At 74.9% G+C, this 25,924-nt stretch carries 24 protein-coding genes; 15 read left to right on the top strand and 9 right to left on the bottom strand.

Annotated features, from left to right (window positions below; translation table 11 throughout):
* Nucleotides 1-1,629, top strand: a 1,629-nt coding sequence (locus tag ABD352_RS25115; protein WP_344614925.1) for an ATP-dependent Clp protease ATP-binding subunit, incomplete at its 5' end; no start/stop codon positions are given.
* 60 nt (nt 1,630-1,689) lie between these two features.
* On the opposite strand, the gene ABD352_RS25120 is transcribed toward ABD352_RS25115, so the two are convergent.
* Entirely contained in the window at nt 1,690-2,490 is an 801-nt protein-coding gene (locus ABD352_RS25120; protein ID WP_344614926.1) for a hypothetical protein, read from the bottom strand.
* Nucleotides 2,491-2,796: 306 nt separating this feature from the next.
* On the opposite strand from ABD352_RS25120, the gene ABD352_RS25125 reads away from it, so the two are divergent.
* Nucleotides 2,797-3,066, top strand: coding sequence for an NAD(P)-dependent oxidoreductase (locus ABD352_RS25125; protein ID WP_344614927.1), 270 nt, complete (start codon nt 2,797-2,799; stop codon nt 3,064-3,066).
* Between the two features lie 198 nt (nt 3,067-3,264).
* On the opposite strand, the gene ABD352_RS25130 is transcribed toward ABD352_RS25125, so the two are convergent.
* From ABD352_RS25130 to ABD352_RS25145, 4 genes are read right to left on the bottom strand one after another with little or no spacing between them, the layout of a single operon-like run.
* Entirely contained in the window at nt 3,265-4,710 is a 1,446-nt protein-coding gene (locus ABD352_RS25130) for an MFS transporter (RefSeq protein ID WP_344614928.1), read from the bottom strand.
* Nucleotides 4,711-4,730: 20 nt separating this feature from the next.
* Nucleotides 4,731-5,495, bottom strand: a complete 765-nt coding sequence (locus ABD352_RS25135) for a DUF4440 domain-containing protein (protein ID WP_344614929.1) — start codon at nt 5,493-5,495, stop codon at nt 4,731-4,733.
* A complete protein-coding gene (locus ABD352_RS25140) occupies nt 5,492-6,157 on the bottom strand; it encodes a hemerythrin domain-containing protein (protein ID WP_344614930.1) in 666 nt (221 codons plus the stop codon). Before ABD352_RS25140 ends, ABD352_RS25135 begins: the two co-directional genes overlap by 4 nt.
* A 10-nt stretch (nt 6,158-6,167) precedes the next feature.
* Nucleotides 6,168-7,091 carry an NADP-dependent oxidoreductase gene (locus ABD352_RS25145; protein ID WP_344614931.1) on the bottom strand — a complete coding sequence of 308 codons (924 nt, stop codon included), beginning with the start codon at nt 7,089-7,091 and terminating at the stop codon, nt 6,168-6,170.
* A 180-nt stretch (nt 7,092-7,271) separates the two neighbouring features.
* Here ABD352_RS25145 and ABD352_RS25150 point away from each other — a divergent pair, with 180 nt between their 5' ends.
* The gene (locus tag ABD352_RS25150; protein ID WP_344614932.1) at nt 7,272-8,246 is read left to right on the top strand and encodes an NADPH:quinone reductase; all 975 of its coding nucleotides are present in this window, start codon (nt 7,272-7,274) and stop codon (nt 8,244-8,246) included.
* A 7-nt stretch (nt 8,247-8,253) separates the two neighbouring features.
* Here the strand turns inward: ABD352_RS25150 and ABD352_RS25155 are convergent, their stop codons facing one another.
* Complete coding sequence (locus tag ABD352_RS25155) at nt 8,254-9,975, bottom strand: helix-turn-helix domain-containing protein (protein ID WP_344614933.1); 1,722 nt, start codon at nt 9,973-9,975, stop codon at nt 8,254-8,256.
* Between the two features lie 271 nt (nt 9,976-10,246).
* On the opposite strand from ABD352_RS25155, the gene ABD352_RS25160 reads away from it, so the two are divergent.
* From ABD352_RS25160 to ABD352_RS25215, 12 genes are all read left to right on the top strand, one after another.
* The gene (locus tag ABD352_RS25160) at nt 10,247-11,116 is read left to right on the top strand and encodes a helix-turn-helix transcriptional regulator (RefSeq protein ID WP_344614934.1); all 870 of its coding nucleotides are present in this window, start codon (nt 10,247-10,249) and stop codon (nt 11,114-11,116) included.
* Nucleotides 11,117-11,184: 68 nt separating this feature from the next.
* The gene (locus ABD352_RS25165) at nt 11,185-12,144 is read left to right on the top strand and encodes an isopenicillin N synthase family dioxygenase (protein WP_344614935.1); all 960 of its coding nucleotides are present in this window, start codon (nt 11,185-11,187) and stop codon (nt 12,142-12,144) included.
* Nucleotides 12,145-12,166: 22 nt separating this feature from the next.
* On the top strand, nt 12,167-13,249 hold the full coding sequence (locus ABD352_RS25170; protein ID WP_344614936.1) for an LLM class flavin-dependent oxidoreductase: 1,083 nt from the start codon (nt 12,167-12,169) through the stop codon (nt 13,247-13,249).
* Nucleotides 13,246-13,872 (top strand): LLM class flavin-dependent oxidoreductase, encoded by a 627-nt coding sequence (locus tag ABD352_RS25175; RefSeq protein WP_344614937.1) that lies wholly within the window; start codon nt 13,246-13,248, stop codon nt 13,870-13,872. The genes ABD352_RS25170 and ABD352_RS25175 overlap by 4 nt, the downstream gene beginning before the upstream one ends.
* 20 nt (nt 13,873-13,892) lie before the next feature.
* On the top strand, nt 13,893-15,065 hold the full coding sequence (locus tag ABD352_RS25180) for an acyltransferase family protein (RefSeq protein ID WP_344614938.1): 1,173 nt from the start codon (nt 13,893-13,895) through the stop codon (nt 15,063-15,065).
* 10 nt (nt 15,066-15,075) lie between these two features.
* A complete protein-coding gene (locus tag ABD352_RS25185) occupies nt 15,076-15,924 on the top strand; it encodes an NAD(P)H-binding protein (RefSeq protein WP_344614939.1) in 849 nt (282 codons plus the stop codon).
* Between the two features lie 135 nt (nt 15,925-16,059).
* A complete protein-coding gene (locus ABD352_RS25190; protein ID WP_344614940.1) occupies nt 16,060-16,602 on the top strand; it encodes an SRPBCC family protein in 543 nt (180 codons plus the stop codon).
* 11 nt (nt 16,603-16,613) lie between these two features.
* Nucleotides 16,614-18,173, top strand: a complete 1,560-nt coding sequence (locus tag ABD352_RS25195; protein ID WP_344614941.1) for a class I adenylate-forming enzyme family protein — start codon at nt 16,614-16,616, stop codon at nt 18,171-18,173.
* Nucleotides 18,170-19,336: an FAD-dependent monooxygenase gene (locus tag ABD352_RS25200; RefSeq protein WP_344614942.1), complete on the top strand. Its 1,167-nt coding sequence runs from the start codon at nt 18,170-18,172 to the stop codon at nt 19,334-19,336. The genes ABD352_RS25195 and ABD352_RS25200 overlap by 4 nt, the downstream gene beginning before the upstream one ends.
* Nucleotides 19,333-21,216: an FAD/NAD(P)-binding protein gene (locus ABD352_RS25205; protein ID WP_344614943.1), complete on the top strand. Its 1,884-nt coding sequence runs from the start codon at nt 19,333-19,335 to the stop codon at nt 21,214-21,216. The genes ABD352_RS25200 and ABD352_RS25205 overlap by 4 nt, the downstream gene beginning before the upstream one ends.
* A gap of 97 nt (nt 21,217-21,313) precedes the next feature.
* Complete coding sequence (locus ABD352_RS25210) at nt 21,314-22,660, top strand: nitrosuccinate lyase (protein WP_344614944.1); 1,347 nt, start codon at nt 21,314-21,316, stop codon at nt 22,658-22,660.
* A 194-nt stretch (nt 22,661-22,854) separates the two neighbouring features.
* A complete protein-coding gene (locus tag ABD352_RS25215) occupies nt 22,855-23,010 on the top strand; it encodes a hypothetical protein (protein WP_344614945.1) in 156 nt (51 codons plus the stop codon).
* Nucleotides 23,011-23,254: 244 nt separating this feature from the next.
* Here the strand turns inward: ABD352_RS25215 and ABD352_RS25220 are convergent, their stop codons facing one another.
* The 3 genes from ABD352_RS25220 to ABD352_RS25230 are packed head-to-tail and all read right to left on the bottom strand — an operon-like array spanning nt 23,255 to nt 25,909.
* Nucleotides 23,255-24,094, bottom strand: a complete 840-nt coding sequence (locus ABD352_RS25220) for a TauD/TfdA dioxygenase family protein (protein WP_344614946.1) — start codon at nt 24,092-24,094, stop codon at nt 23,255-23,257.
* Nucleotides 24,091-24,894, bottom strand: coding sequence for an ABC transporter ATP-binding protein (locus ABD352_RS25225; RefSeq protein ID WP_344614947.1), 804 nt, complete (start codon nt 24,892-24,894; stop codon nt 24,091-24,093). The genes ABD352_RS25220 and ABD352_RS25225 overlap by 4 nt, the downstream gene beginning before the upstream one ends.
* Complete coding sequence (locus tag ABD352_RS25230) at nt 24,878-25,909, bottom strand: taurine ABC transporter substrate-binding protein (RefSeq protein ID WP_344614948.1); 1,032 nt, start codon at nt 25,907-25,909, stop codon at nt 24,878-24,880. The genes ABD352_RS25225 and ABD352_RS25230 overlap by 17 nt, the downstream gene beginning before the upstream one ends.
* Between the last annotated feature and the right edge of the window lie 15 nt (nt 25,910-25,924).

Consider the following 25,924-nt stretch of genomic DNA (forward strand, 5'->3'; position numbering starts at 1 on the left):
ATCGACGCGGCGAGCATCCTCAAGCCGATGCTGGCCCGTGGTGAGCTGCAGACCATCGGCGCGACGACGAGTGAGGAGTACCGCAAGTATCTGGAGAAGGACGCGGCGTTGGAGCGCCGCTTCCAGCCGATCCAGGTGGGCGAGCCGTCCCTGGCCCACACGATTGAGATCTTGAAGGGGTTGCGGGACCGCTACGAGGCGCATCACCGGGTGACGATCACCGATGCTGCGCTGGTCGCGGCGGCGACGCTCGCCGACCGGTACATTTCTGACCGCTACCTGCCGGACAAGGCGATCGACCTGATCGATGAGGCCGGCGCGCGGATGCGGATCCGCCGTATGACCGCGCCGCCAGACCTGCGCGACTTCGACGAGCGGATCGCTCAGGTGCGCCGGGACAAGGAGTCCGCGATCGACGCGCAGGACTTCGAGCGGGCCGCGCAGCTGCGGGACAAGGAGAAGCAGCTGCTGGGGCAGAAGGCGCAGCGGGAGAAGGAGTGGAAGGCCGGCGACCTCGACGTCGTGTCCGAGGTCGACGACGAGCAGATCGCCGAGGTCCTCGCGAACTGGACCGGCATCCCGGTGTACAAGCTGACCGAGGAGGAGACGGCGCGCCTCCTGCGCATGGAGGACGAGCTGCACAAGCGCCTCGTCGGCCAGGAAGACGCGGTCAAGGCGGTCTCGAAGGCGATCCGGCGCACCCGGGCCGGCCTCAAGGACCCCAAGCGGCCGTCCGGCTCGTTCATCTTCGCCGGCCCGTCCGGCGTGGGCAAGACGGAGCTGTCCAAGGCCCTGGCCGAGTTCCTGTTCGGGTCCGAGGATGCGTTGATCCAGCTGGACATGTCGGAGTTCCACGACCGGTACACGGTGTCGCGGCTGGTTGGGGCGCCTCCGGGGTATGTCGGGTATGACGAGGGTGGTCAGCTGACGGAGAAGGTGCGTCGGCGGCCGTTCTCGGTGGTGCTGTTCGATGAGATCGAGAAGGCCCACCCGGATGTGTTCAACACGTTGTTGCAGATTCTGGAGGATGGTCGGCTGACCGATGGTCAGGGCCGCATCGTGGACTTCAAGAACACGGTGATCATCCTGACCACCAACCTGGGGACGCGTGATGTGGCCAAGGCCGTGTCTCTGGGCTTCCAGGCGTCGGAGGACAACGAGTCGAACTACGAGCGGATGAAGCAGAAGGTCAACGACGAGCTGAAGCAGCACTTCCGCCCGGAGTTCCTCAACCGCATCGACGACACGATCGTCTTCCACCAGCTCATGCAGGACCAGATCCTCGGCATCGTCGACCTGATGATCGCCCGGATCGAGACCCAGCTGCGCAACAAGGACATGGGCCTGGAGCTGACGGACAACGCCAAGAAGTTCCTGGCCAACAAGGGCTACGACCCGGTGCTGGGCGCACGGCCGCTGCGCCGCACGATCCAGCGCGAGATCGAGGACGCCCTGTCCGAGCGCATCCTGTTCAACGAGCTGCGCCCGGGTCAGATCGTCGTCATCGACTGCGAGGGCGACCCCGCCCAGTTCGAGAAGGCCAAACTCGTCTTCAACGGCGCCGACCACGCCGAGGTGGTGCTGGACTCCATGCCCGTCGGCATGTCGGCCGAGGAGAGCGGCGACTGACGTCCGTTCTTCCCAGCACCGAGAGGCCGGTCCCATTCGGACCGGCCTCTCGGGGTGGCGTCAGCGCGCCAGGGACTCCTGATCGGCCAGCACCACCAAATCGGCGGTCTCGGCCGTCAGCCGGATCGTGGACTCCTCGACCTGGACGCGGTAGGCGACCGGTGGACCCGGTGAGCCCCAGACCGCACCGACGACCGTGGCGATCCGGTTCTCGTGCGGACTCGCCAGCATCCGCACCCTGGTGCCGGGCGCGTGACCGTCGTCCGCGACCATCAGCAGCACGTCGAGGATCTGGCGCACCCCTTCAAACGGCGGATCGTCGACATAGGGCTCGCCGTCGGCGCTCTCGCGCGGCGCCCACATGCTGCGGTACAACGCGGAAAGGCGGGTCGCCTCCTGCCGCAGCTGCAGCTGTGGGCTGTTCTCGCTCAGCGCAAGGGCCCGCTCGATGGCGGGCCACAGCGTCGCAGGCTCCCGCTCCAGCAGCGCCCTAGCCTCGCGATCCAGCTCGGCGCAGGCCATGTCGAGCGCCGTCTCCTCGCCCATTTCGGCGATCCACGCGAGGTCGCCCGTCTCGGGAATCAGGCCCGGCGACTCCACGGCGATAGTCACGTACAGCATCGTCAGCAGCTCCTGACGGTACGTGCCGTGATAGAGCGGGCCGACCTTGGACCCGGGCCGGCCACGGGTGGGCGGGAACCGCTCTACCAGGTGCTGGGCCCGGCCGCCGGGCAGGACCGCGGCGCGGCGGGTGTCGGCCAGCCGCTCGTCCATCGAACGCCGTTCCCGCAGTTCGATCAGGCGCTGCCGATGTGCATCGTGACCCGTGGGGTAGATCGTCCGGCCGTACGTCGCGATCATCTCGCCGGGTCGCAGCCCCACCGCCTCCATCTGCCGGGCCGCGACCGAATAGGACACACCGGTCCGGGCGGCCTGGGCGCGGATGGCCCGCTTGCGGGCCTGGTCCTGCCGCGAGGTCCGTCGTGGATGCTGGCCAGCCATGAACGCCACTCTCCGGCGCGATCCCACGCCTCGCACCGAACAGACGGCGTGACGGCACGCCGAACACCGGGACCGACGGCGCTGAGTCGGAGACCCTTGACCCGCATCGGGTGGCCAGGCGTGGGCGGCCATCCATGGGCACGGGCAGGCGCACTGCCCGCACACATGGTATCTCGCACGGTTCGCTCGTGGGCGCCCACGCTAGCCACTGAGCGCCTGCGCGCCACCGGGGGCACCGACTGGCTCGTGCTGAGCCCGCCGCCGGGCCTGAGCCCGGACGCCGAACCGACCGGCCGCTACCTGCTCGCCGAACCGGTCGCCGACGCGCGGCGGTGGGCCCAGCCCCTCGCCCATGCGGACCTGGCCACCGCCGTGCTCGACGAACTGGACCACCCGACGGCCCGGCGCGCACACCTGGCGGTGTACGCGGCCTGACGGCTCCCGAGCCGGCCGGCGTCCGGGCACGCCGTCAGCGCGGCGGACTCGGCAGCGATGGCCGGCTCCAGGTCGGACAGGCCGCCCCCGAGCCGGCCGGCGTCTGGGAACGTCGTCAGCGCGCGGCGGACTCGGCAGCGATGGCCGGCTCCAGGTCGGACAGGCCGCCCCCGAGCCGGCCGGCGTCTGGGAACGTCGTCAGCGCGTGGCGGACTCGGCGGCGATGTCCGGTTCCGGGGCCACGGTCGCGGGCGAGCGGCGGAAGTTCGTCGCCACCAGGACGGTCAGGACCATGCCGGCCGCCGCGACCAGGACCGCGTCACGCAGGCCGGAGCTCGTCGCGGCGCGCAGCCGCGGGCCGGTGAGGCCCCCGGTGCCGGCGTTGGCCACGGCGACGAGGACGGCCAGGCCGACGGCCGAGCCGACCTGCTGGCCGGTGGACACGATGCCGGAGGCGATGCCCTGGTCGAACAGGGCGGTGCCGGTCGTCGCGGCGGCGAACATCGTGGTGAACACGACGCCCTGGGCGACGTTGAGCACCACCATCGACGGCAGCAGCGCCAGATAGGAGCCGCCCGCGCCGATGCCCAGGCCGAGGGCGACGGTGGCGGCGGCGCCCACCGTGAGGCTCACGACGAGGGTCGGACGGTTGCCGAAGCGGTAGGCGAGGCGTCCACCGGCCAGCGAGCCGGCCGCGCCCGCGGCCATCGGCACCACGTAGGCCAGGCCGGTCTGCAGCGCGGAGTAGCCCAGCACCCGCTGGAAGTGCACGGTGAGGAAGTACAGCAGCGTGCCGAACGTCGCCATGAACAGCAGCGTGAGGCTCACCCCGGTGCTGAGGTTGCGGTTGCGGAACAGCCGCAGCGGCATGAGCGGCGCGGCCGTGCGGGCCTCCACGGCGATGAAGACGGCCAGCAGGGCGACGCCGCCGGCCGCGGCGGCCAGCAGGGCCGGGGACGTCCAGCCGAGCACCGGGCCCTGCACGAGGGAGAAGACGACGAGGGTGACGCCGCCGGTGGCGGTGACGGCGCCGAGCACGTCGAAGCGGCCGGGGGCGCGCGGGCCGTCGGCCGGCAGCAGCAGCCGGGCGCCGGCGATGGCCAGGGCGGCGAGCGGGACGTTGACGTAGAAGACCGCCGACCAGCCGAACGCCTCGGTGAGCACGCCGCCGAGGAGCGAGCCGAGCACCATGCCGCCGGCGCCGGCGGCGGCCCAGACCGAGAAGGCGCGGTTGCGGTCGCGGCCCTCGTCGAAGGAGGTGACCACGAGCGCGAGGGTCGCCGGGAACAGCAGCGCGCCGCCGAGACCCTGCGCGGCCCGGGCGGCAACGAGCAGGCCGGCCGCGCCGGCCAGGCCGCCGGCGAGCGAGGCGACGGCGTAGAGCACCAGGCCGGCCACGAAGACCCGCCGCCGGCCCAGCAGGTCGGCCGCGCGCCCGCCGAGCAGCAGGAAGCCGCCGAACGCGACCGCGTAGGCGCTGACCACCCACTGCAGGTTCTGGGCGGAGAAGCCGAGGTCGGCGCCGATGCGCGGCAGCGCGACGTAGACGATGTTGTAGTCGATCGAGGTGATCAGCTGGGCGAGGCCGAGCAGGGCGAGCACGAGCCCGCCCCGTGGGCGTCGACCGGTGCCGGGTGCCGTCATGGGGCCCGCCTTCCGGGAGTTCAGTGTCCGCTGCCGGACGGGTTGTCGATGATGTACCGCCACCGCCCGTCGGCCCCCCGCCGCGCCACGTCGGTGGCGGTGCCGGCGACCCGGACCGGCGCGCCGCCGGGCCCGCCGGGGCCGTCGAGGTCGGTGACGTGGTCGGTGACGAGCAGCGCCACGCCGCCCGCCTGGTAGATGTGACGGACGCGGATCTCCATGTGCCGGACCCGGCCCATGAACCCGCCGATGGACTCGCGCAGCGCCGCCCCGGTGACCGTCTCGCCGGGCGCCACCGCGAGCACCGCGCCGGGTTCGAACAGCCGGGCCGCGGCCTCGGCGTCCCCGTCGTTGTAGGCCTCGGCCACGAGCCGGACCAGCTCGGCCGGATCGGCCGCGCCGCCCGTGCTGCTTCGGAAGGGGCGGGTGAGCACCTCGACGGCGTGCCCGTCGACGCTGTCGAAGTAGAAGCCGCGGCCGCTGCCCCAGCCGTTGATCTGGCCGGCGCCGTGGTGCAGGGGGCCGGCCCAGAAGGGCCGGCCCTGCTGCCGCAGCCTCGCGAGCACCGCGTCGAAGTCGGCGTCGGCCACCGCGAACGCGTAGTGCTGGGTGGTCACCTCGCCGGTCACCTGGACGAACTCCAGCAGTGCGCCGTCGTCCAGGCGCACCGCCGGGAACGGCCCGGACCACGACGGCTCGGGCAGCCCCAGCGTGCCGGCGAGGTCCCGCGCGGCCAGGCGGGCATCGCGGGCGTGCACGAAGGTGTGGTCGAGCCGCACGGTCACGGCGCCGCTGCCGGGGCGCCGCCGAGCAGTTCGGCGCGCCACTGGGCGTACTGCAGACCACCCGGCCCCGCCCAGAAGTCCCGCACCTCGGGCGGCAGCCCGCCGACGAACTTCTCCCGCTCGTGCGGCGTGGCGTCCTGCAGCCCGATGCCGAGGAACACCAGCGCCTTCTCCGGCGGGATGGAGGCGTGCCCGCGCCGCTCGAACTCGGCCCACTCCTCGGCGGTGATGTGCTCGCGGATGAGCGGCAGTACGTGCTGCTCCTCGTCGGCAAGGTGGGCGTCGGTGACGACGGACAGCCGGGCCGCCACCGCCGCCAGCCGGTCACGGTCGGCCCGTGACGCGCTCTCCCGCCACACCGGTGCGAGCGCGCCGGCCTCCTCCAGCAGGGCGTGCAGCTCGTCGTGCTGCTGTTGCATGCGGAGTACCGCGGCGGCGTCCGGCTCGGCCCGGCTCAGCAGCGGTGGCCACAGCAGCTCGTCCTCGCCCACGTGGTGCTCGTGCAGGGAGGCGGCCATGTCGGTCAGGTGCTCGGCGACCACCGCCGCCCGGGCGCGGTCACCGGGCTCGACGGCGGCGATGAGGTCCACGAGGAGGCGCAGCTCCCGGCGGTACACCTGATGCACCCACGCCATGCCCCAGGGGTCCAGCGGCTCCGTCATGGCAACCCCCTCACGCCGCCGGGGTGACGACGAGCTTGCCCAGCGTGTGCCGGCGCTCGAGCTCGGCGTAGGCCTCGGCCACCCGCTCGAGCGGGAACGCCCGGACCGGCACCTCGAGGCGCCCGCCGGCGACCAGACCGGCCAGCTCGGCCAGGACCTCGGGGCTGGACGCGTCGTTGCTGCCGCTGGCCTTCACCCCGTGCTGGGCGACGGCGGCGAAGTCGATCAGCGTGTTGACCCGGTCCGGCTGGACGCCCAGCCGCAGCGCCAGATCGACGTAGCCGGCGCCGAACGCGTCGACGAACGCGTCGACCTTGTCGCCGGCGGCCGCGCGGACGCGCTCCTCGACCCCCTCGCCGTAGGCGACCGGCACGACGCCGCGGCCGCGCAGCCACTCGTGGTGGTCCTCCCCGGCCAGGCCGATGACCGTGGCGCCGGCGATGCGGGCCAGCTGCACCGCGATCGAGCCGACCCCGCCGGCGGCATTGGCCACCACGACCGTGTCACCCTCGCCCGCCGCGACCGCGCGGATCGCGGCCCAGGCGGCGGCGCCGGCGGTGTAGAGCGCCCCGGCGACCTCCCACGGCACGCCGTCCGGGCGGGCGGTGAGGTTGGCCGCCGGCACCACGGCGTAGTCGGCCTGGGTGCCGCGCTCGTCGGTCCAGCCGATGACCTCGTCGCCGGGCGCGAACGCGGTGACGCCCGGGCCGGCCGCCTCGACGACGCCGGCGACGTCACGCCCCTGCTGGGAGGGGAAGCTGGTGGGGTACACCTGGTCGAGGAAACCCCCGCGGATGCCGCTCTCCACCGGGTTGAGCCCGGCCGCCCGGACCCGCACGAGGACGGTCCCCTCACCCGGGGCGGGTCGCTCGGCCTCCACCACCTGCAGGACCTCGGGCCCACCGAACTGCTCGAAACGCACGACGCGTGGCATGTTCACTCCTGAAAGCTCGCGCGGAAAAATCCGGACAAGACGACCGTCGCACCCCGGCCGTGCGGTGAGAATCGGACCGTTCTGCCTAGGACTGGCGACCCTGGCCTACGCGGGTGAGGAACCTGACGGAAGGCCCGGCCTGCGGTTGCGCCGGCCCCGTCGCCCGGCGAGGCTGCGGGTATGCGCGCCGCCTACCTCGAGCAGCTGGGACCGCCCGACGTCATCCGCTTCGGGGAGGTCGCCGATCCGGTGCCGGGCCCCGCCGACGTGCTGGTCGACGTGCTGGCCAGCACGGTCAACCCGGTGGACACGTTCGTGCGCTCGGGCGTGTTCCGCACCCCGCTGCCGATGCCGTTCGTGGTCGGCCGGGACCTCGTCGGCACCGTCGCGGCGGCCGGCCCGGGCGCGACCGGCTTCGCCCCCGGCGACCTCGTGTGGTGCAACAGCCTCGGCCACGCCGGGCGGCAGGGGGCGGCGGCGCAGCGGGCCGTGGTCGCCGCCGACCGGCTCTACCGGCTGCCGGCCGAGGTGGCACCGGAGGTCGCGGTCACCATGGTCCATCCGGCCGCCACCGCCTTCCTGGGACTGTTCACGCACGGCCGGCTGCGCGCCGGCGAGACGGTCGTCGTGGCCGGCGCCGGGGGGAACGTCGGCTCGGCCCTGGTGGTGCTCGCCGCCGAGGCCGGGGCCCGGGTGGTCGCCACGGCCTCGGCGGCCGACGCCGGGTACTGCGCGGGCCTGGGCGCCGCCGAGGTCCTCGACTACCGCGCGCCGGACCTGGCCGGCCGGCTGGCCCGGGCGTGCCCCGACGGCATCGGCCTCTACCTGGACACCTCCGGCCGCAACGACCTGGAGACCGTGGTGGAGCTGCTCGCCTTCCGGGGCCGGGTGGTGCTGCTGGCCGGCGCCGCGTCCCGGCCGGTGCTGCCCGCGGCCGCGCTGTACATGCACGACCGGACCGTCACCGGTTTCGTCATCTCGCACGCGAGCACCGCGGAGCTGGCCGAGGCGGCGGTCACGATCAACCGCTTGCTCGCGGCGGGCCGGCTGCGCCCCCGCGCGACCCTGGAGCTGCCACTGGCGCAAACGGCCGAGGCGCACCGGATGATCGAGCGGGGCGAGCTGCACGGCCGGCGCGCGGTGCTGCGGCCGTGAGCCGGGCTCACCCGGCCTCGCCGGACAGCGCATCGCGGAGCCGGAAGAGCCGCAGCGCCAGGTGTACGTCCAATGCCTGGACGGGCCGCTGCCAGTCCGGGCCGAGCAGTTCCTTCACCCGCTCGAGCCGGCGGGCCACGGTGTTCGGGTGCACGTGCAGCCGTTCGGCCGCGTTCGTCGGGCTGCCGTTCGCCGCGAAGTAGGCGTCCAGGGTCCGCACCAGGTCGGTGGGGCGGCGCCGGTCGTGGTCGAGGACCGGGCCGAGCACGCTGTCGACGAACTCGTCGACGCCGTGCCTGCCGGACAGCAGTACGCCGAGGAAGCCCAGTTCCCGCTCGGAGGCCCCGCGGCCGGTGAGCTCCAGCGCGGTCAGGGCCTCCAGGCAGCGCATCGCCTCGCGGTGCCCGCCGGCGACCGCGGTGACCCCGCAGACCGGCCCGGCCGCGCCGACGGTGACCGGCGCGCCGAGCCGGGCCGAGAGCTGCTCGGTGGCGCTGCGGGCGGCCGCACCCGGGTCGGTGCCGGGCGTGACGACGACGAGATGGCCGTCGCGCACTCCGCTGAGCCCGCCGGCCCGCCACGCGTGGGCGGCCCACGTCGCCCTGCGGGGTCCGCCGTTCGCCTCGAGCCTCGCCACCAGCACCACGTGCGGGCGGTCCAGGTCGACGCGCAGCCGGCGAGCGGCCCGTTCCAGCCGGCGCCGGGAGCGGGGCGGCATGCTCAGCAGGTCGTCGAGCAGGTCGTCGCGGGCGTGCTCCTCGGCCGCGGCCCCGGCGTGCTGGCGCAGCACGACCGCGGCGGCCTGCGCGACGAGGGGCAGCAGCTGCCGCTCGTCGGCGCCGAGCCCCCGCCCGGCCCGCACCAGCAGCGTGCCGAGGGGCCGGCCGCCGGCCGCCACGGGCACCGCGACCTCCGCGGCGCCCTCCGTGGCCACCGCCTCGGCGTCCGCCTCGGGCCCGCACCCGGCGCCCACGGTGCGGCCGTCGAGGTCGAGCAGCGCGACCGCGGCGCCAAGTCGGCGCCCGGCCTCGTCGGCGAAGTCCTGTGGATCGGCCGCGCTGACGGCCAGTTCGATCAGGTCCTGGTGGGCCGCCCCGAGCGCCTGGGCGCGCCCGAGTCGGGCGGCGGTGCGGGCGGTGGTGTTCTCCAGGCCGGACAGCCGCGCGGCCGTGCGCTCCAGCAGCCGCGCCTTCTCGATCGCCGCACCGGCCAGCTCGGCCAGCGACCCGAGCAGCGCGCACTCGGCGGCGGTGAACGCGCGGGCGCGGCGGTCGGCGATGTACAGCACGCCGTACGGCCGGCGCCCGAACCGGCCGGTGCCATGCCCGAGCCGGACCGCGATCACGGCGCGCAGCTCCTCGGCGGCCGGCAGCCCGGTGCCCGCCGCCGCATCGGCCGGGTCCGTGGCGTCGGCGGTCCAGCACGGGCCGGGGGCGCACAGGGCGCGGGCGGCCAGGCCCTCGTCGCGGGGCAGGCGCCGGCCCGGGGCCAGGCCGGAGGCCATGCCGTCGACGGCGCGGACCGTCAGCTCGCCGCGCTCGTCGTCGAGGACCGCGACGAAGGCGAGGGCCAGGCCGAGCAGGCGGCGGGCGTGGCGGGCGGCAACGGGTAACAGAGCCGCCACGTCGCCGCCGATGGCGAGGTCGCGGGCGGCGTCGACGAGTACGGCGAGCCCTCGGCTGTCGTCGTGGCCGAGCGGCCCGCCAGGTAGGGCGAGCGGCGGTCGCACAGGTACCTCCGATGGGAGTGCGGTGGTGGTGGCCCGGGGCGCGTCGTCGCGCCCGCCGGGCGCACGGGAAGCCACCGTGGGCAGGCGTATGGATGCACGTCACTGCATCCGCCATCGTGAGCTAACACCAGGTTCTGTAGCCACTCAAGTACGGTGAGTGTTACATCTCCTTATCGCCACAGGCCGCCGACCTGGGGCGGGCCGTGTTTCGTCACTGAGTAGGACCAACGATCCTTGGCTACCGGCGCCCGCGGCGGGCCATGATGGCGACATGAACCGACGCGAGCTCGCCGACTTCCTCCGCCGCTGCCGCGAGCGGCTGCAGCCGCACGACGTGGGGCTGACCGCGGGGGCCCGGCGGCGCACGCCCGGCCTGCGGCGCGAGGAGGTGGCGCAGCTCGCCGGCATGTCCGCCGACTACTACATGCGCCTGGAGCAGGCCCGCAGCCCGCAGCCGTCCACGCAGCTGCTGGCGCCGCTGGCCCGGGCCCTGCGGCTCAACGACGACGAGCGCGACCACCTGTACCTGCTGGCCGGGCACCGGCCGCCGACCGGGCGGCAGGCCGGCGAGCACGTGCGGCCCGGGCTGCTGTTCCTGCTCGACCGGCTCACCGACGCGCCGGCGCAGATCCTCAACGACATCGGCGACCTGCTGGCCCAGAACGCCCTCGCGGAGTCGCTCTTCGGCGGGGTGTGCTCGACCCAGCCGCAGAACCGCAACATCGTGTGGCGGTGGTTCACCGACCCCGGAGTGCGCGCGGCGTACCCGGCGGAGGACCGCGACCACTACAGCCGCCTGCACGTGGCCGACCTGCGCGCCGCGGTGGCCCGCCGCAGCGGCGACCCGGCCGCCCTCGACCTGGTGCGCCGGCTGCGCGCGGCCAGCCCCGAGTTCGCCGAGCTGTGGGAGCGCCACGAGGTCGGCGTGCGGCGCAACGGCAACATCCGGGTGATCCACCCGACGGTCGGGCTCATCGACCTGACGTGCGAGCAGCTGCTGTCGCCCAGCGAGGACCAGCACCTGCTGCTGTTCACGCCGGCGCCGGGCAGCCGCAACGCGGAGCAGCTGCAGCTGCTGCGCGTGGTCGGGCGCGAGCTGTTCCCGGGCCTGGCCGAGCAGGACGACACCCGCACGCGCTGACCGCCGCGCCCGGCCGCGGGCAACGGCACCGTGTGGGCAAAAACATACTTCTCCGATCGGAGTAGCAGATGACAGCCATCCCCCTGGTGGACCTCGAGCCCTGGTTCAGCGGCGACGCCGCCGATCGGGCCGCCTTGGCCGCCGAGATCGACCGGGCCCTGCAGGTGTCGGGCTTCCTGCTCGTGACCGGCCACGGCGTGCCGAGGGACCTGCGCGACCGCACCCGCGCCGCCGCCCGCCGCTTCTTCGCACTGACCGAGCCGCAGAAGCGCCCGTACGCGGTGCCGGTCGGCGGCCGCGGCTGGATCCCGCCCGGGGCCGAGGCCAACGGCTACCTCGAGGGCGTGGAGTCGCCGCCGGATCTCAAGGAGTCGTACTCCGTCGGCTCCTCGGTCGAGGCCGCCGACCCCGGCGCCGACCTCGGCTGGCACCCCGCCAACGTCTGGCCGGCCGCCGTGCCGGAGCTGGAGGCGAGCGCTCGGGAGTACATGGACCGCATCCGCGCGCTGTCCGACGACCTGCTGACCATCTTCGCCGCCGCGCTCGACCTGCCGGCGGATCACTTCACCCGGCACACGCGCTTCCCGAAGTACACCTTGAACATCAACCGCTATCCCCCGCTGTCCGAGGTCGGCGCGCCCGGCGACGGGCAGTTCCGCATCGGGCCGCACACCGACTTCGGCACGGTCACGGTCCTGGACCGCGAGCCCGGCGTCGGCGGGCTGCAGGTGTACACGCCGGAGGGCGAGTGGGAGGACGCGCCCTACGACCCGGCCGCGTTCACGGTGAACATCGGCGACCTGATGGCCCGCTGGACCGGGGACCGGTGGCGCTCGACCCGGCACCGGGTGCTGCCGCCGCAGGCCAGCGCGCCCGACGAGGACCTGGTGTCGCTGGTCTTCTTCTACGTCAGCGACCGCGACGCCCGCATCGCCTCCGTCGCGCCGCCGATCGGGCGGCGGGAGTACCCGGAGATCGCCGCGTCGCAGTACCTCTTCGAGAAGCTCCAGGCGATCAGCGTCGGCTGACCGGACGGAAGGAGGGCACCGCGTGGGCGGCGCCGCAGCACCGTATCTCGCCGTCGCGCTCGACGGCACCGGCTGGCACCCCGCCGCGTGGCGCCTGCCGGACGCCCGGCCCCGCGAACTGCTCGGCGCGGGCTACTGGATCGGCCTGGTCCGCGAGGCCGAGGCCGGTGGGCTCGACTTCGTCACCATCGAGGACTCGATGGGGCTGCAGACGTCGCGGTACGAAGGCCCGGACGGACGCGTCGACCAGGTCCGCGGCCGGCTCGACGCCGTGCTCGTCGCGGCCAGGGTCGCCCCGGCGACCCGCCGCATCGGCCTGGTGCCGACGGCGACGGTGACGCACACCGAGCCGTTGCACGTCGCGCGGTCCCTGGCCACCCTCGACCACCTCGCCGGGGGCCGCGGCGGCTGGCGGCCGCAGGCGTCGAACCGGGCCGACGAGGCGAAGCACTTCGGTCACCGGACCCTGCCGGTCTTCACCATCGCCCAGTTCGACGACCCGGACGTGGCGCCGGTCTTCGCCGCGCTGTTCGACGAGGCCGCCGAGTTCGTCGCGGCGGTACGCCACCATTGGCGGGCCGGCCCGCTGCCGCCGGTGCAGGACCAGCCACCCGTCATGGTCCTCGCCCACGCCACCGTCCCCTACCGGCTGGCCGCCCGCGCCGCCGACGTCGTGTGGGTGACCGCCTTCGACGCGGCCCGGGTCCGCGAGATCGTCGGCGAGGTGCGCGCCGAGCAGCGCGCGGCCGGCCGCGCGGGCGAGCCGCTGCACATCTACGGCGACCTCGTGGTGTTCCTCGACGCCGACCCGGCGGCGGCCAAGGCCCGCAAGGACCGCCTCGACGAGCTGGCCGGGGAGGTCTTCGCCACCGACACGCTCGTCTTCGCCGGCTCCCCGGCCGAGCTGGCCGATCTCATGGCCGACTGGCAGGAGGCCGGCGTGACCGGCTTCCGGCTACGGCCCGGGGCGCTGCCGCACGACCTGACCGCGGTGACCCGGCTGCTCACCGCGGAGCTGCGCCGCCGCGGCGCGCTGCGCGAGCCGGCCGGGCCGGACGGAAGCCTCCGCGTCCGGCTCGGCCTCGCCGCGGGAGCACCGCGATGAGCGCCCCGCTCGGCATCCGGCTGCCGTGGAGCACCGGCGCCGCCGCCTGGCTCGAGGACGCCCGGGCCGCCGAGGAGGCCGGCTTCGCCTTCGTCGCGGTCACCGGGGACCCCGACCCCTTCACCCTGCTCGCCGCGGCGGCCGGCGCCACCCGGCGCATCCGGCTGGTGGCCGCCGTGCCGAGCGATGTCGCCGAGCCGTACGAGCTGGCGCGCCGCCTGGCCAGCCTCGACCACCTCAGCGGGGGCCGGGCCGGCTGGCTGCTCTCAGGAGCCGGCACCGCCCGGGCCCGCAGCCTCGTCGCGGCGACCGGCACCCTGCTCGAGTCGTGGCGCGGCGACGAGATCGTCGCGTCGGGCGGCACGTTCGTCTCCCGGCCCGACCCCGGCCGGTTCCAGTACCGCGACCCGCAGTTCGACATCGCCGGCCTGTTCAGCACCCCACCCGGCCCGCAGCGCCACCCGGTGCTGCTCGGCCGGCTGCACGCCGTCGCGGTGACGGCCGCCGACGACCCGGCCGGCATCGCCGCCCGGCTCGGCGGGCCGGGCGACGGCGTCCTGCTCGACCCGGACGGCCCCGTCGCCGCGCAGGTGGCGCTGGGCGTGCCCGCGCTCCTGCCCTGACCCCGACTGGACGGAACCCGATGACCCCGACCCCCGACCGGGCCGACCGGCCCGCTCGCCTGCCGTCGCTGACCGGCTTACGGTTCCCGGCGGCGCTGCTCGTCTTCGTCTACCACGGCTCCCTGCAGCTGCCCAGCACGTCGCTGTTCACCGACCAGACCTTCGCCGCGCACTACGCGACCGCCGCGTCGCAGCTCGGCGCGCTCGGCGTCACGTTCTTCTTCGTCCTCAGCGGCTTCGTGCTGACCTGGTCGGCCCGCGAGCACGACAGCCCGGCCGCGTTCTGGCGCCGGCGGCTGGTGAAGATCTACCCGAACTACGTGGTCGCGTGGGTGCTGGCCATGCTGGTCTTCGCCGCCGCGTACACGCCGGCCGGGCAGGCGGTGCTCAACCTGTTCATGCTGCAGGTCTGGGTGCCGGACTTCTACGTCAACCTCGGCGTCAACCCGCCGAGCTGGTCGCTGGGCACGGAAGCGTTCTTCTACGCCACCTTCCCGCTGCTGCTGCCGCTGGTCAACCGGATCAGCGCCGAGCGGCTCAAGTACTGGATCGCCGGCACCGTCGCCGCGGTGATCGCCACCCCGCTGATCGCCTACGCCGCGTTCCCGGACACCCCGGCGGTGCCGGGCGGCTGGGACGCGTCGCAGTCGCAGTACTGGTTCGCCTATTTCCTGCCGCCGGTGCGCCTGCTCGACTTCGCCCTCGGCATCCTCGTGGCCCGGGCCGTGCTCCTCGGCCGCTGGCGCGACATCGGGCTGGGCTGGTCGGCGCTGCTGCTGGCGGTCTCGGTGCCGCTGGCCTCGTTCGTGCCGTACCTCTACGGCCAGCGCGCCGTCACCATCGTGCCGATCGCGCTGCTCGTCGCCGCGGCCGCGACCGCCGACGTGAAGGGCCGCTTCACGCCGTTTCGCAGCCGGCCGGCCCGCTGGCTCGGCGAGGCCTCCTTCGCCTTCTACCTGCTGCACTTCGTCGTCATCACCGGCGGCCGCACACTGCTGGGCCGCACGTTCTCCACCCCGGCCGCGATCGGGCTGCTCGCCGCGGAGCTGGCCGTGTCGCTCGCCGCCGCGGCCGCCCTCTACGCCTGGTTCGAACGGCCGATCACCCGCCGGTTCTCCGCGTCCCGGCGGCCCGCCGCGACCGTCCCCGCCCAGCGCCGGCCCGCCGAGGCGGCGCTGTCCGTCGAGCACTGAGGAGCACACGATGCCGCAACCCGTCCTGGTCTTCGGCGGCGGCGGCCGGGTCGGCCGCCATGTCGTCGAGGAGCTGCTCACCGCCGGCGTCCCGGTCCGCGCGACCGGCCGCGACCCCGACCGGCTCGACCTGCCCGCCGGAGTCGAGCGGGTCCGCGCCGACCTGACCGACCCGGCGACCCTGCCCGCCGCGCTGCGCGGCGTGCGCAAGGTCTTCCTCTACGCGGTACCGGACGGGGTGGACGCGTTCGTCGCCGCCGCGCAGGAGGCCGGCGTCGAGCACGTCGTGCTGCTGTCCTCCGACACGGTGCTCGACCGGATCCCGGCCCGCAAGGCGATCGCCGAGATGCACCGCGTGGTCGAGCGGGCGCTGGAGGACTCGGGCCTGGCCACCACGTTCCTGCGCCCGGACAACTTCGCCAGCAACGTGCTGCTGTGGGGGTGGGCCGACTCGATCCGCGCCGAGGGCGTGGTGCGCTTCCCGTACCCCGAGTCGCACAGCGACGCGATCCACGAGCGCGACATCGCGGCCGTCGCCGCCGTGGCGCTCACGCGGCCCGGCCACGAGGGCGAGCGGTACCTCATCACCGGCCCCGGATCGGTGACCCAGCGCCGCCAGGCGGAGCTCATCGCGGAGGCGACCGGGCGGCCCGTGCGGGTCGAGGAGCTCACCCCGGAGCAGGGGCGGGCCGCGCTGGCCCGGATCGTGCCCGAGTGGGTGATCGAGGCGACCATCGGCTACTGGGCGGCGACGGACGGGGTGCCGTACCAGGTGACGGACGTCGTCGAACGGGTCACCGGCCGCCCGGCGCTGAGCTTCGCCGCCTGGGCCCGCGACCACGCCGCCGACTTCCGCTGACCGACCGTCCCGCCGAGGCCGGGCCCGGGAACGGGCCCGGCCCTCCGGCATGTCCGGAGTCCGCCCTAAATACGACCTGACGAATATGAGTTCGAGGCTTTGACCGGGGCTTTCAGGGCCATTGACGATGATGACATGGCCGAACCCGTGAACCCGCCTCCGCTGCTGCAGTCGCGCGCCGAGATCCACGTCGACGCGACCCCGGCCGAGGTGTACGCCGTCATCAGTGACCTGCCGCGCAGCGGCGAATGGAGCGCCGAGTGCGTCGGCGGGCGCTGGATCGCCGGGACCCCCGCCACCGTCGGCGCGGTGTTCCAGGGCGACAACTTGCGCCGCGACGACGTCGTGGCCTGGGCGCCGGTGGTGCGCGGCCGGTGGAGCACCGAGGCCGAGGTCGTGGCCGCCGACCCCGGCCGCTCGTTCCGCTGGGCCATGCGCGACAGCGCCGGCAACGCCCAGGACAGCGTGTGGGCCTTCGACATCGAGCCCGACGGCGACGGCGCCCGGCTCGTCCACCACTTCCGCATGGGCCGCCCGACCGAGGGCATCCGCAAGATCGTTTCAGGGTTGGACGACGGCCGGCGCGCCCGGTTCTTCGCCGAGTGGGGCGAGAAGGTGCGCGGCGACCTCGCCGAGACCCTGCAGCGGATCAAGCCGGTCATCGAGAAGGACGCGTAGGGAGCCACGCCATGCTGCTGCAACGCATCGGCAACCGCGGCATCGGGCTCGGCACCCTGCTCGACCGCGCCGCCGCCCGCCACCCGGGCAACACCGTGGTCCTCGACCACACCCTCGCCATCGCCCCGCAGCTCGGCCGGCGCACCACCGTCGCGCGTCTCGCCGAGGCCGTCGCCGACGCCGCGTCGCGCCTGTGGGCGGCCGGGGTGCGCGCCGGCGACCGGGTCGTGGTGCACAAGTCCGACGGCTTCGACATCACCCTGCTCGCCATCGCCGTCGCCCGCATCGGCGCGGTACCGGTGCTGCTCTCCCCGAAGCTCGACGGCCCGAGCGTCGCCGCGCTCCTGCGCCGGGTGGACCGGCCCTACCTGCTCACCGATGCCGTCAAGCTCGAGCGCGACCTGCCCGGCGAGGTGTTCGAGCTGTCCGCCCGGGTGCTGCTGGCCGACGGCGCGCACCCCGGCGCCACCGCGCTGCGCGACCTCACCGGCGCGACCCCGGTGCCGCCGGTGCCCGCCGACCCCGGGGCACCGGCGCTGATCACCCATACGTCCGGCACGACCGGCACGCCGAAGCTGGCCGTCCACACCGGACGGACGCTGCAGGCCCGCTACCGGCCCCAGGCCGCCGTGGCCGCGCTGGTGCGCAAGCGGCGCCCGGTCGCCATCCACGTCTCGTTCGTCCACTCTCGACTGTTCACCGCGCTGGCCATCACGCTGCTGCGCGGCTTCCCGCTCGTGGTGCTGGCCGACGACGACCCGCGGCGGGTCGCGGAGCTCTTCGCCGAGGTCCGGCCGGGCGTGCTGGAGGCGCACCCGAACACGTTCCTGCGCTGGGAGGAGCTCGCCACCGACCCGCGCCGGCCGCTGGCCTCCGTGCGGTACTTCAGCAGCACCTTCGACGCGATCCACCCGCGCACCGTGCACCGTATGCTGCACGCCTCGGCCCACCGCTTCCCCGTCTTCGGCCAGCTCTACGGCCAGAGCGAGGTCGGCCCGATCGTGGCCCGGGCCTTCACCCGCCGCCGCTCGCCGCACACCGACGGGCGCTGTGTCGGCCGGCCCTTCCCGGGCATGACCGGCGTGCGGGTGGTCGGCCGCGACGGGCGGCGGGCGAGCGCGGACTCCCCCGGCTTCATCGAGGTCCGCACCGACGGCCGGGTCCTGACGTACCTCGGCGAGCAGACCCGCTACGACGGCCAGCGCACCGGCCGATGGTGGCGGATGGGCGACCTCGGCTACCGCACCCGGTGGGGCTGCCTGCACCTGCTCGACCGCGAGGTCGACGAGATCCCCGGCTTCGGCAGCACCCTGGCCGCCGAGGACCATCTCTTCACCCGCCTCGACGAGCTGGCCGAGGTCATCATCGTGCCCGGCGCCGAGGGCGCACCGGTGCCGGTGGTGTGCACCAAGCACGACGCGCCGCTGGACCCAGCCGCCTGGCGGGCCGCCGTCGCCGGCCTGCCACCGCTGGCCGACCCGGTGCAGTGGCGCCTGGCCGACCTGCCGCAGACGGCCACCACGAAGATCAAGCGCCTGGAGCTGGCCCGGCTGCTGGCGGCCCGGCCGTGACCGCCGAGGTCCTGGTCGCCGGGGGCGGCATCGGGGGCCTTGCCCTCGCCCTCGGCGCCGCCGCCAACGGCCACCGCGTCACCGTGCTGGAGCGCAGCGCCGAGTTCGCCGAGCTCGGCGCCGGCATCCAGCTGGCCCCCAACGGGCTGCACGCCCTGGACCGCCTCGGGCTCGGCGCGGCCACCCGGGCCATCGCCACCCCGATCGACGAGCTGCGCTTCATGGACGGCGTCACCGGGGAGCACGTGACGAGCATGCCGCTCGGGGCGCAGTACCAGGCGCGGTTCGGGCAGCCGTACGTCGTGGTGCACCGCGGCGAGCTCTACCGGCTGCTGCTGGACGCCTGCCGCGCCGCGCCGGGCGTCGAGCTGCGCCCCTCGAGCGCGGTCACCGGCTACGAGCAGGACCGGACCGGCGTCACCGCGCGGCTGGCCGGCGGCGGGCGAATCGCCGGCGCGCTGCTCGTCGGCGCCGACGGCATCCACTCCGCGGTGCGGGGGCAACTGGTCGGCGACGGGCCGCCGCGCATCAGCGGCATCACGGTGTACCGCGCCATCATCCCCATGGCCGAGGTGCCCGCCCCGCTGCGCGCCCGCGCGGTCACCTGGTGGGCCGGGCCCAAGTGCCACTTCGTGCACTACCCGATCGCCGGCGGCCGCTACCTCAACCTCGCCGCGAGCCGCGACGACGGGGCCACCGAGGCGTTCACCGGCCGGCCAGCCGCGCTCGAGGCGGTGCGCCGCGAGTTCGCCCCGCTGCCCGCCGCCGGGCACCTGCTGGAGCTCGGCCGCGACTGGCACGCCTGGGTGCTCGTGGACCGCGCGCCGGTCGACGCGTGGTGCGACGGGCGGGTGACGCTGCTCGGCGACGCCGCCCACCCGATGCTGCACTACGCGGCGCAGGGCGCCTGCCAGGCCTTCGAGGACGCCGTCGTGCTCGCCGGGCTGCTCGGCGACGGGGCGGACGGGCTGCTGCGGTACCAGGAGCTGCGCCGCGAGCGCACGGCGGCGATCCAGCACACCGCGCGGGACAGCATCCGCCTGTGGCACCCCGCCGGCGCGGCCGCGACCGCCCGCAACGCGGCCCTCGCCGCGATGTCGGCCACCGACCTGCACGACGCGGTGGCCTGGATGCACGCCGAGCGGATCGAGGCGACCCGATGACCAGGAGCCTGGAAATCTGCCTCGTCGGCGCCGGGCCGCGCGGCCTGTGCGTCCTGGAGCGCCTGTGCGCGCAGGAGCGGCACGCCCCCTCCCACGACGCGATCACCGTGCACCTGGTCGACCCGGGTGAACCGGGGCCGGGCGCGGTGTGGCGCACCGACCAGTCCCGGCTGCTGCTGACGAACACCGTGGCCGCCCAGATCACCGTCTACACCGACGACAGCGTGGCCATCGCGGGCCCGGTGGAGCCCGGCCCGAGCCTGCACGCCTGGGCCCGGGACCAGGCCGACGCCGAGGCCCGGCGGCTCGGCCCCGACGACTACCCGAGCCGCTCCCTGTACGGCCGGTACCTTGCCGACTGCTTCGCCCGGATCGCCGCCGCGGCACCCGGGCACGTCACGGTCCGGGTGTACCGCTCCCGCGCGGTCGCCATCGCCGACACCAGCGGCGTGCCCGGCGGCCCGCAGGGGGCACGCCTGGCCGACGGCACCCGCCTGCACCACCTCGACGCCGTCGTGCTCGCCCAGGGACACGTGCCGGCCGCGCTCCCGCCGGCCCAGGCGCGCACGGCGAGCCTCGCGCGGGTGCACGGGCTGACGTACCTGCCCCAGGCCAACCCGGCCGACATCGACCTGTCGGCGCTCCCGGCCGGAGCCGCGGTGCTCGTGCGCGGCCTCGGCCTGAACTTCTTCGACTACGTCGCGCTGCTCACCGAGGGCCGCGGCGGGCGGTTCGAGCGCGAGGGCGGCGCCCTGCGCTACCTGCCCAGCGGCCGCGAGCCGACCCTCTACGCCACCTCCCGGCGCGGGGTGCCGTCGCACGCGCGCGGCGAGAACCAGAAAGGCGCCTCCGGCCGGCACGTCCCGCGCGTGCTCACGCCGGCCGTCGTCGAGGACCTGCGGCGGCGCCGCGGCGGGCTGCGCTTCGCCCGCGACCTGTGGCCCCTCATCGCCGCCGAGGTCGAGACGGTGTACTACACCACGCTGCTGGGCGTCCAGGACCCCGACGCGTTCGTGGCCCGCTACCTCGACGATCCGCGGCGGCTGCTGGACGAGCACGGCGTCGACCCGGCCGCCCGATGGGACTGGGAGCGGCTGGCCCGCCCCGCCGGGAGGCGCCGCTTCGCCGGACGCGCCGAGTTCACCGCCTGGGTGCTGGAGCACCTGCGCGAGGACGTGCGGCAGGCCCGGCAGGGCAACGTCGGCGGCCCGCTCAAGGCGGCGCTGGACGCGCTGCGCGACCTGCGCAACGAGGTCCGCCTCGTCGTCGACCACGGCGGCCTGGACGGCGCCTCCTACCGCGACGAGCTCGCCGCCTGGTACACGCCGTTCAACGCCTTCCTGTCCATCGGCCCGCCGGCCCGGCGCATCGAGGAGCTCGTCGCCCTGGTCGAGGCCGGCGTGGTGGTGCTGACCGGCCCGGGCACCCAGATCCTGCTCGACTCCGCCGGCCCGGCGTTCGTGGCCGTCTCCTCCGCGGTGCCGGCCGCGCCGGTGCGGGCCACCGCCCTCGTGGAGGCCCGGCTGCACGACGTCGACCTGCGCCGTACGGGTGACCCGCTGCTGCGGCACATGCTCGACACGGACCAGTGCCGCCCGTACCGGATCCCGTGCGCCGGCGGCGGCCACTACGAGACCGGCGGCCTGGACGTGACCGAGCGGCCGTACCGGGTCGTGGACGCCCACGGCCAGGCCCACCCGCGCCGGTTCGCCTACGGCGTGCCGACCGAGTCGGTCCACTGGGTCACCGCCGCGGGCGTGCGCCCGGGCGTCGACTCGGTCACCATCGGCGACGCCGACGCGATCGCCGCCGCCGTGCGGGCACTGGGCCCTGCCCCGCTGCCCCGGCCCGCGCCGTCGTTCCTGGGGGTGGTCGTGTGAGCCGGCTGCTGAGCCTCGCCCCGCCGCCACGGCCCGTGCCGTCGTTGCTGGGGGTGGTCGTGCTCACGACGTCGCCGGAGCTTGCGGGGGCGGCGTCGTGAGCGGGCTGCTGAGTCCCGTCAGCGCGGGCACACCGGTCGAGGACCTTGTGCGGGACGAGGCGTGGCTGCAGGCGATGCTGGACGCCGAGGCGGCGCTGGCCCGCGCCCAGGCCCGCCTCGGCACGGTCCCGGCGCAGGCGGCCGCGGTCATCACCCGCGCCGCCCAGGCCCCGCTGTTCGACCCGCGGGCCCTGGCGCTGGCCGCCCGGCGCACCGCCAACCCGGTCGTCGGCCTGGTCGCCGCGCTCACCGCCCGGGTGGCCGAGGTCGACCGGCCCGCCGCCGAGTACGTCCACCGCGGCTCCACCAGCCAGGACATCCTCGACACGGCGGCGATGCTGGTCACCGCCAGGGCGGTGCGGGCCACCCGTACCGCCCTGGCCGCCACCGCGGACGCGCTGTTCGCGCACGCCGCCGAGCACCGCGACACGCCGATCGCCGGCCGGACCCTGGCCCTGCAGGCGGTGCCGACCACCTTCGGCCTGAAGGCGGCCGGCTGGCGCGCCCTGGTGCTCGACGCCGACGAGCGCCTGCGCCGCCTGCTCGACGGCGGCCTGCCGGTGTCGTTGGGCGGCGCCGCCGGCACCCTCGCCGGATACCTGGCCTACGCGGACGGGGCCCCGGCGTCCTATGTGGACGACCTGGCCGCGGCGTTCGCCGACGAGACCGGCCTGGCCCGCCCCGGGCTGCCCTGGCACGCCCTGCGCACCCCGATCGCCGACGCCGGCGCGGCCCTGGCGTTCACCACGGGCGCCCTGGGCAAGTTCGCCGTGGACGTGCTGACCCTGTCCCGCACCGAGATCGGCGAGGTGGCCGAGGCCGCCGGCGGCAGCTCCTCGGCCATGCCGCAGAAGCGCAACCCGGTCCTGGCCACCCTGGTCCGCACCGCCGCCCTGCAGGTCCCGCCGCTGGCCACGGCCCTGAGCCAGGCCCTGCTCAGCGAGGACGAGCGGGCCGCGGGCGGCTGGCACGCCGAGTGGCTGCTGCTGCGGGAGGCGCTGCGGCTCACCGGCGGCGCGGCCCACACCGCCGCCCAGCTCGCCGCCGGCCTGCGGCCACAGCCCCGGCGGATGCTGGACAACCTGGCCCGCACCGGCGGCCACGTGGTCGCCGAACGCCTCGCCGCGGTCCTCGCCCCGTTGCTGGGCAAGGCCGAGGCGCGGCGGGTGCTCGACGAGGCGACGGCGGCCGGGCGCCCGCTCGCCGACGCGCTGGCCGAGCACCCGCGGGTCAAGGACCTGCTGACGCCCGACGAGCTGGCCCGCCTGTGCGACCCGGCCGCCTACCTGGGCGCCGCCCCGCACCTGGTCGACGCGGCCCTGCGCCGCCGGCCGATCCTGTAATCATATCTGTTCAGTACACTTTCGACGACGGCGTTGACACGGCTCGCGGGAGGCTGTGCACTGGTGACATGGCCACCTCGCTGCGACTGTGGGGGCGCCACCACATCGACCTCGGCCGGGTGTGGTCGGCGTCCTGTCCCGCCTGAGGGAATCCTTCACCGGACAGTTCGCCCGCCCCCGATCGCGAGGAAGCCATGTCGAGCCAGCACGCCCGCAAGCGTCACTCCACTGTGGACCGGCGGCGGTACGACGCGCCGTTCGTCGTCGTCGCCGTCCGCGGCCCGGCCGGGACGGCCGACGCGCTCGCGCCACCGGTGACCTACCGGATCCGGCCCCGCGGGCCGCACTGAACGGCGGGGGCGATGCGGGCAGGACAGGGCCCGCATCGCCCCGCGCCCTGACGCGCGCAGCTTCGCCGGTGCCCCGACGGCGGGCTACACCGCCGGTCCGGCCGGGACGTCGCCGCGCAGCGTGATCCTGACGCGCGCAGCTTCGCCAGTGCCCCGACGGCGGGCTACACCACCGGACCGGCCGGGACGTCGCCGCGCAGCGTGATCCTGACGCGCGCAGCTTCGCCAGTGCCCCGACGGCGGGCTACACCACCGGACCGGCCGGGACGTCGCCGCGCAGCGTGATGCGGTGCATCACGCGGTGGGCGGTGCCGTAGTCGCGGTTGGCGTAGTGGGCGGTGCTGCGGTTGTCCCACATCGCCACGTCGCCGGGGCGCCAGCGGTGGCGCACGATGTGCTCCGGCTTCGTCAGGTGCGCGTACAGCAGGTCGAGGATGCCGCGGCTCTCCGCCTCCGACACGCCGACGACGTGTGACGTGAAGCCCGGGTTGACGAACAGGCCGCGGCGGCCGGTTTCCGGGTGGACGCGCACGACCGGGTGCTCGACCGGGTCCAAGCGCGTGACGACCTCGCCCTCCCAGACGCTGCCGCGGCCGCCGCGGCGCTGGGCCAGGTAGTAGCCGAACTCGCGGTTGCCGTCGTGCACCGCGCTCAGCTGGTCGGCCAGCCGCCGCACGGGCGCGGAGAGCGAGTCGTAGGCCAGCTGACTGTCGGCCCAGTTGGTGTCGCCGCCGGACGGGGGCAGCGTCACGGCGCGCAGGATCGAGCCCAGCGGCGGGCGCTTCATGAACGTCACGTCGGTGTGCCACACGTCCGCGAAGCCGTTGTCGGCGCTGTCCAGCGCGTAGATCTCCGGATGGGCCTCGTCGACGCCGCCGACGACCGGGTGCGAAGCGGTGAGCTCGCCGAGGCGGCGGCCCAGCAGGACCTGGCCGTCGTCGTCGAGCTGCTGGTCGCGGAAGAACAGCACCTTGTGCTCCACCAGCGCGGCGCGGATGTCCACGATGGTCTGGTCGGCGGCGCGGTCCAGGTCGACGCCGAACACCTCGGCGCCGAAGGAAGGCCCGAGCGGATCGAGTTTCATACCAGGCTCCTGACTCTCTCGGATTCGTCGGCGGCGGCGCGCACCGCGTGGCCGATCTCGGCCCGGTAGGCGGCGTAGCCGGGCAGCCCGCGCAGCTCGTCGGGCTCGATGCCGGTCCGGGGCAGGTCGATGTCCCGGTCGAGCGCGATGCGGCCGGGCCGGCTCGTCAGCACGACGACCCGGCTGCCCAGGTACACCGCCTCGTCGACGCTGTGCGTCACGAACACGCACGTGCGCCCGCTCTCGGCGCTCACCCGCCGCAGGTCCTCCTGGAGCCGCTCGCGGGTGAGCGCGTCCAGGGCCGCGAACGGCTCGTCGAGCAGCAGGAGCGGGTTCGGTACGGCAAGGGCGCGCGCGATCGCCACCCGCTGCTGCTGCCCGCCGGAGATCTCCCAGGTCCGGCGCCCGGCGACGTCGTGCAGCCCGACCCGGTCCAGCAGCTGCTCGACCCGCGCGGGCCGCTGCTCGCGCGGGACGCCGGCGTAGCGCAGGGCCAGGTCCACGTTGCCGCCGACGGTCTTCCACGGCAGCAGCCGCGGCGCCTGGAACACCAGCCCCGCACCGCGCCCGGGCACCGGCTCGGCACCGGCGACGCGAACCCGTCCGGCGCTCGGGCGCTCGAAGCCGGCGATCAACCGCAGCAGGGTGCTCTTGCCGCATCCGGAGGCTCCCACCAGTACCAGGAAGGCACCCTCGGCGACGGAAAGGTCCAGCGGGCCGAGGGCGCTCACCGCGGCGTAGCGGTGCTCCACCCCGTCGACCTGGACGGCCGGCGCGCCGGGCTCAGCCGGCGAGGACACCGGGCAATCCCTTGGTGTAGATCGCCTTCTCGATGGTGGCGGCGTCGGGCACCGCGTCGATCTTGTTCTGGGCCTTCAGGAACTGGGCGGCGGCAAGGAGGTTCCTGGCCAGGTCGCCGGTCTTGCCCTCGGTGCCGAGCCACTCGCTGCTGGACAGGTCGGCCGGCTTGAGGAACACGCCCTGGCTGAGCTGGTGCTTGGCGTCGGCGGCGGAGATGTTGAGCTCCTTGCCGACGGCGTCCGCGGCGGCGTCGGGCTGCCCGGCGATGATGTCGAGGGCCTTCGCCTCGGCCTTGCGCCAGGCGTCGACCGCGTCGGGATGGGCGGTGGCGAACGCGGTGGAGACCACGCCGAGGTCGAGCGTCGGCTTGCCCGCCGTGGCAAGCTCGCGGCTGGAGATGAGGACCTTGCCGGTCTTCTTCAGCTCGTCCAGCGACGGCAGCCAGGTGTAGGCGGCGTCGAGGTCGCCACGGGTCCAGGCGGCCTGGATGTCCTGCGGTTCGAGGTCGACGAGGGTCAGCTCGGACTCCTTCACGCCGGCCTTGTCCAGCGCGGCGAGGAGGCTGTAGTGCGCGGTCGAGGCGAACGGCGTGGCGACCTTGTGCCCGCGCAGGTCCGCGACGCTGTTGATGTTCGTGCCGTTGCGGGCGACCAGCGCCTCGTTGTCGCCGGCCACGTCGAGCACGAACGCGACCTGGTACGGGATGTTCAACGGCGCCGACAGCCCGCGCGCGACCGGGCTGGAGCCGATCGCCGCGATGTCGACGCTGCCGGCGACGAACGCGGTGTTGATGCTGGCGCCCGAGTCGAACTTCGTCCAGGTGATCTTGTAGTCGGGGAGCGCCTGCTCGAGGAGCCGCTGATGCTTGACGATCAGGTCGCCGCTGGGGAACGCCTGGTAGGCGATCCGGATCGTCTTCTGCGCGGTATCGGGGGATCCGCTCGCCGCGCCGTTGCCGCAGGCGGCGAGCAGCGCGGCGGAGGCGGTGAGAGCGGCGAGGAGTTTGAGGCGCACGGAGGTTCCTTCGGG

It is taken from the genome of Dactylosporangium salmoneum, assembly GCF_039532525.1.
Taxonomy (GTDB): Bacteria; Actinomycetota; Actinomycetes; order Mycobacteriales; family Micromonosporaceae; genus Dactylosporangium; species Dactylosporangium salmoneum.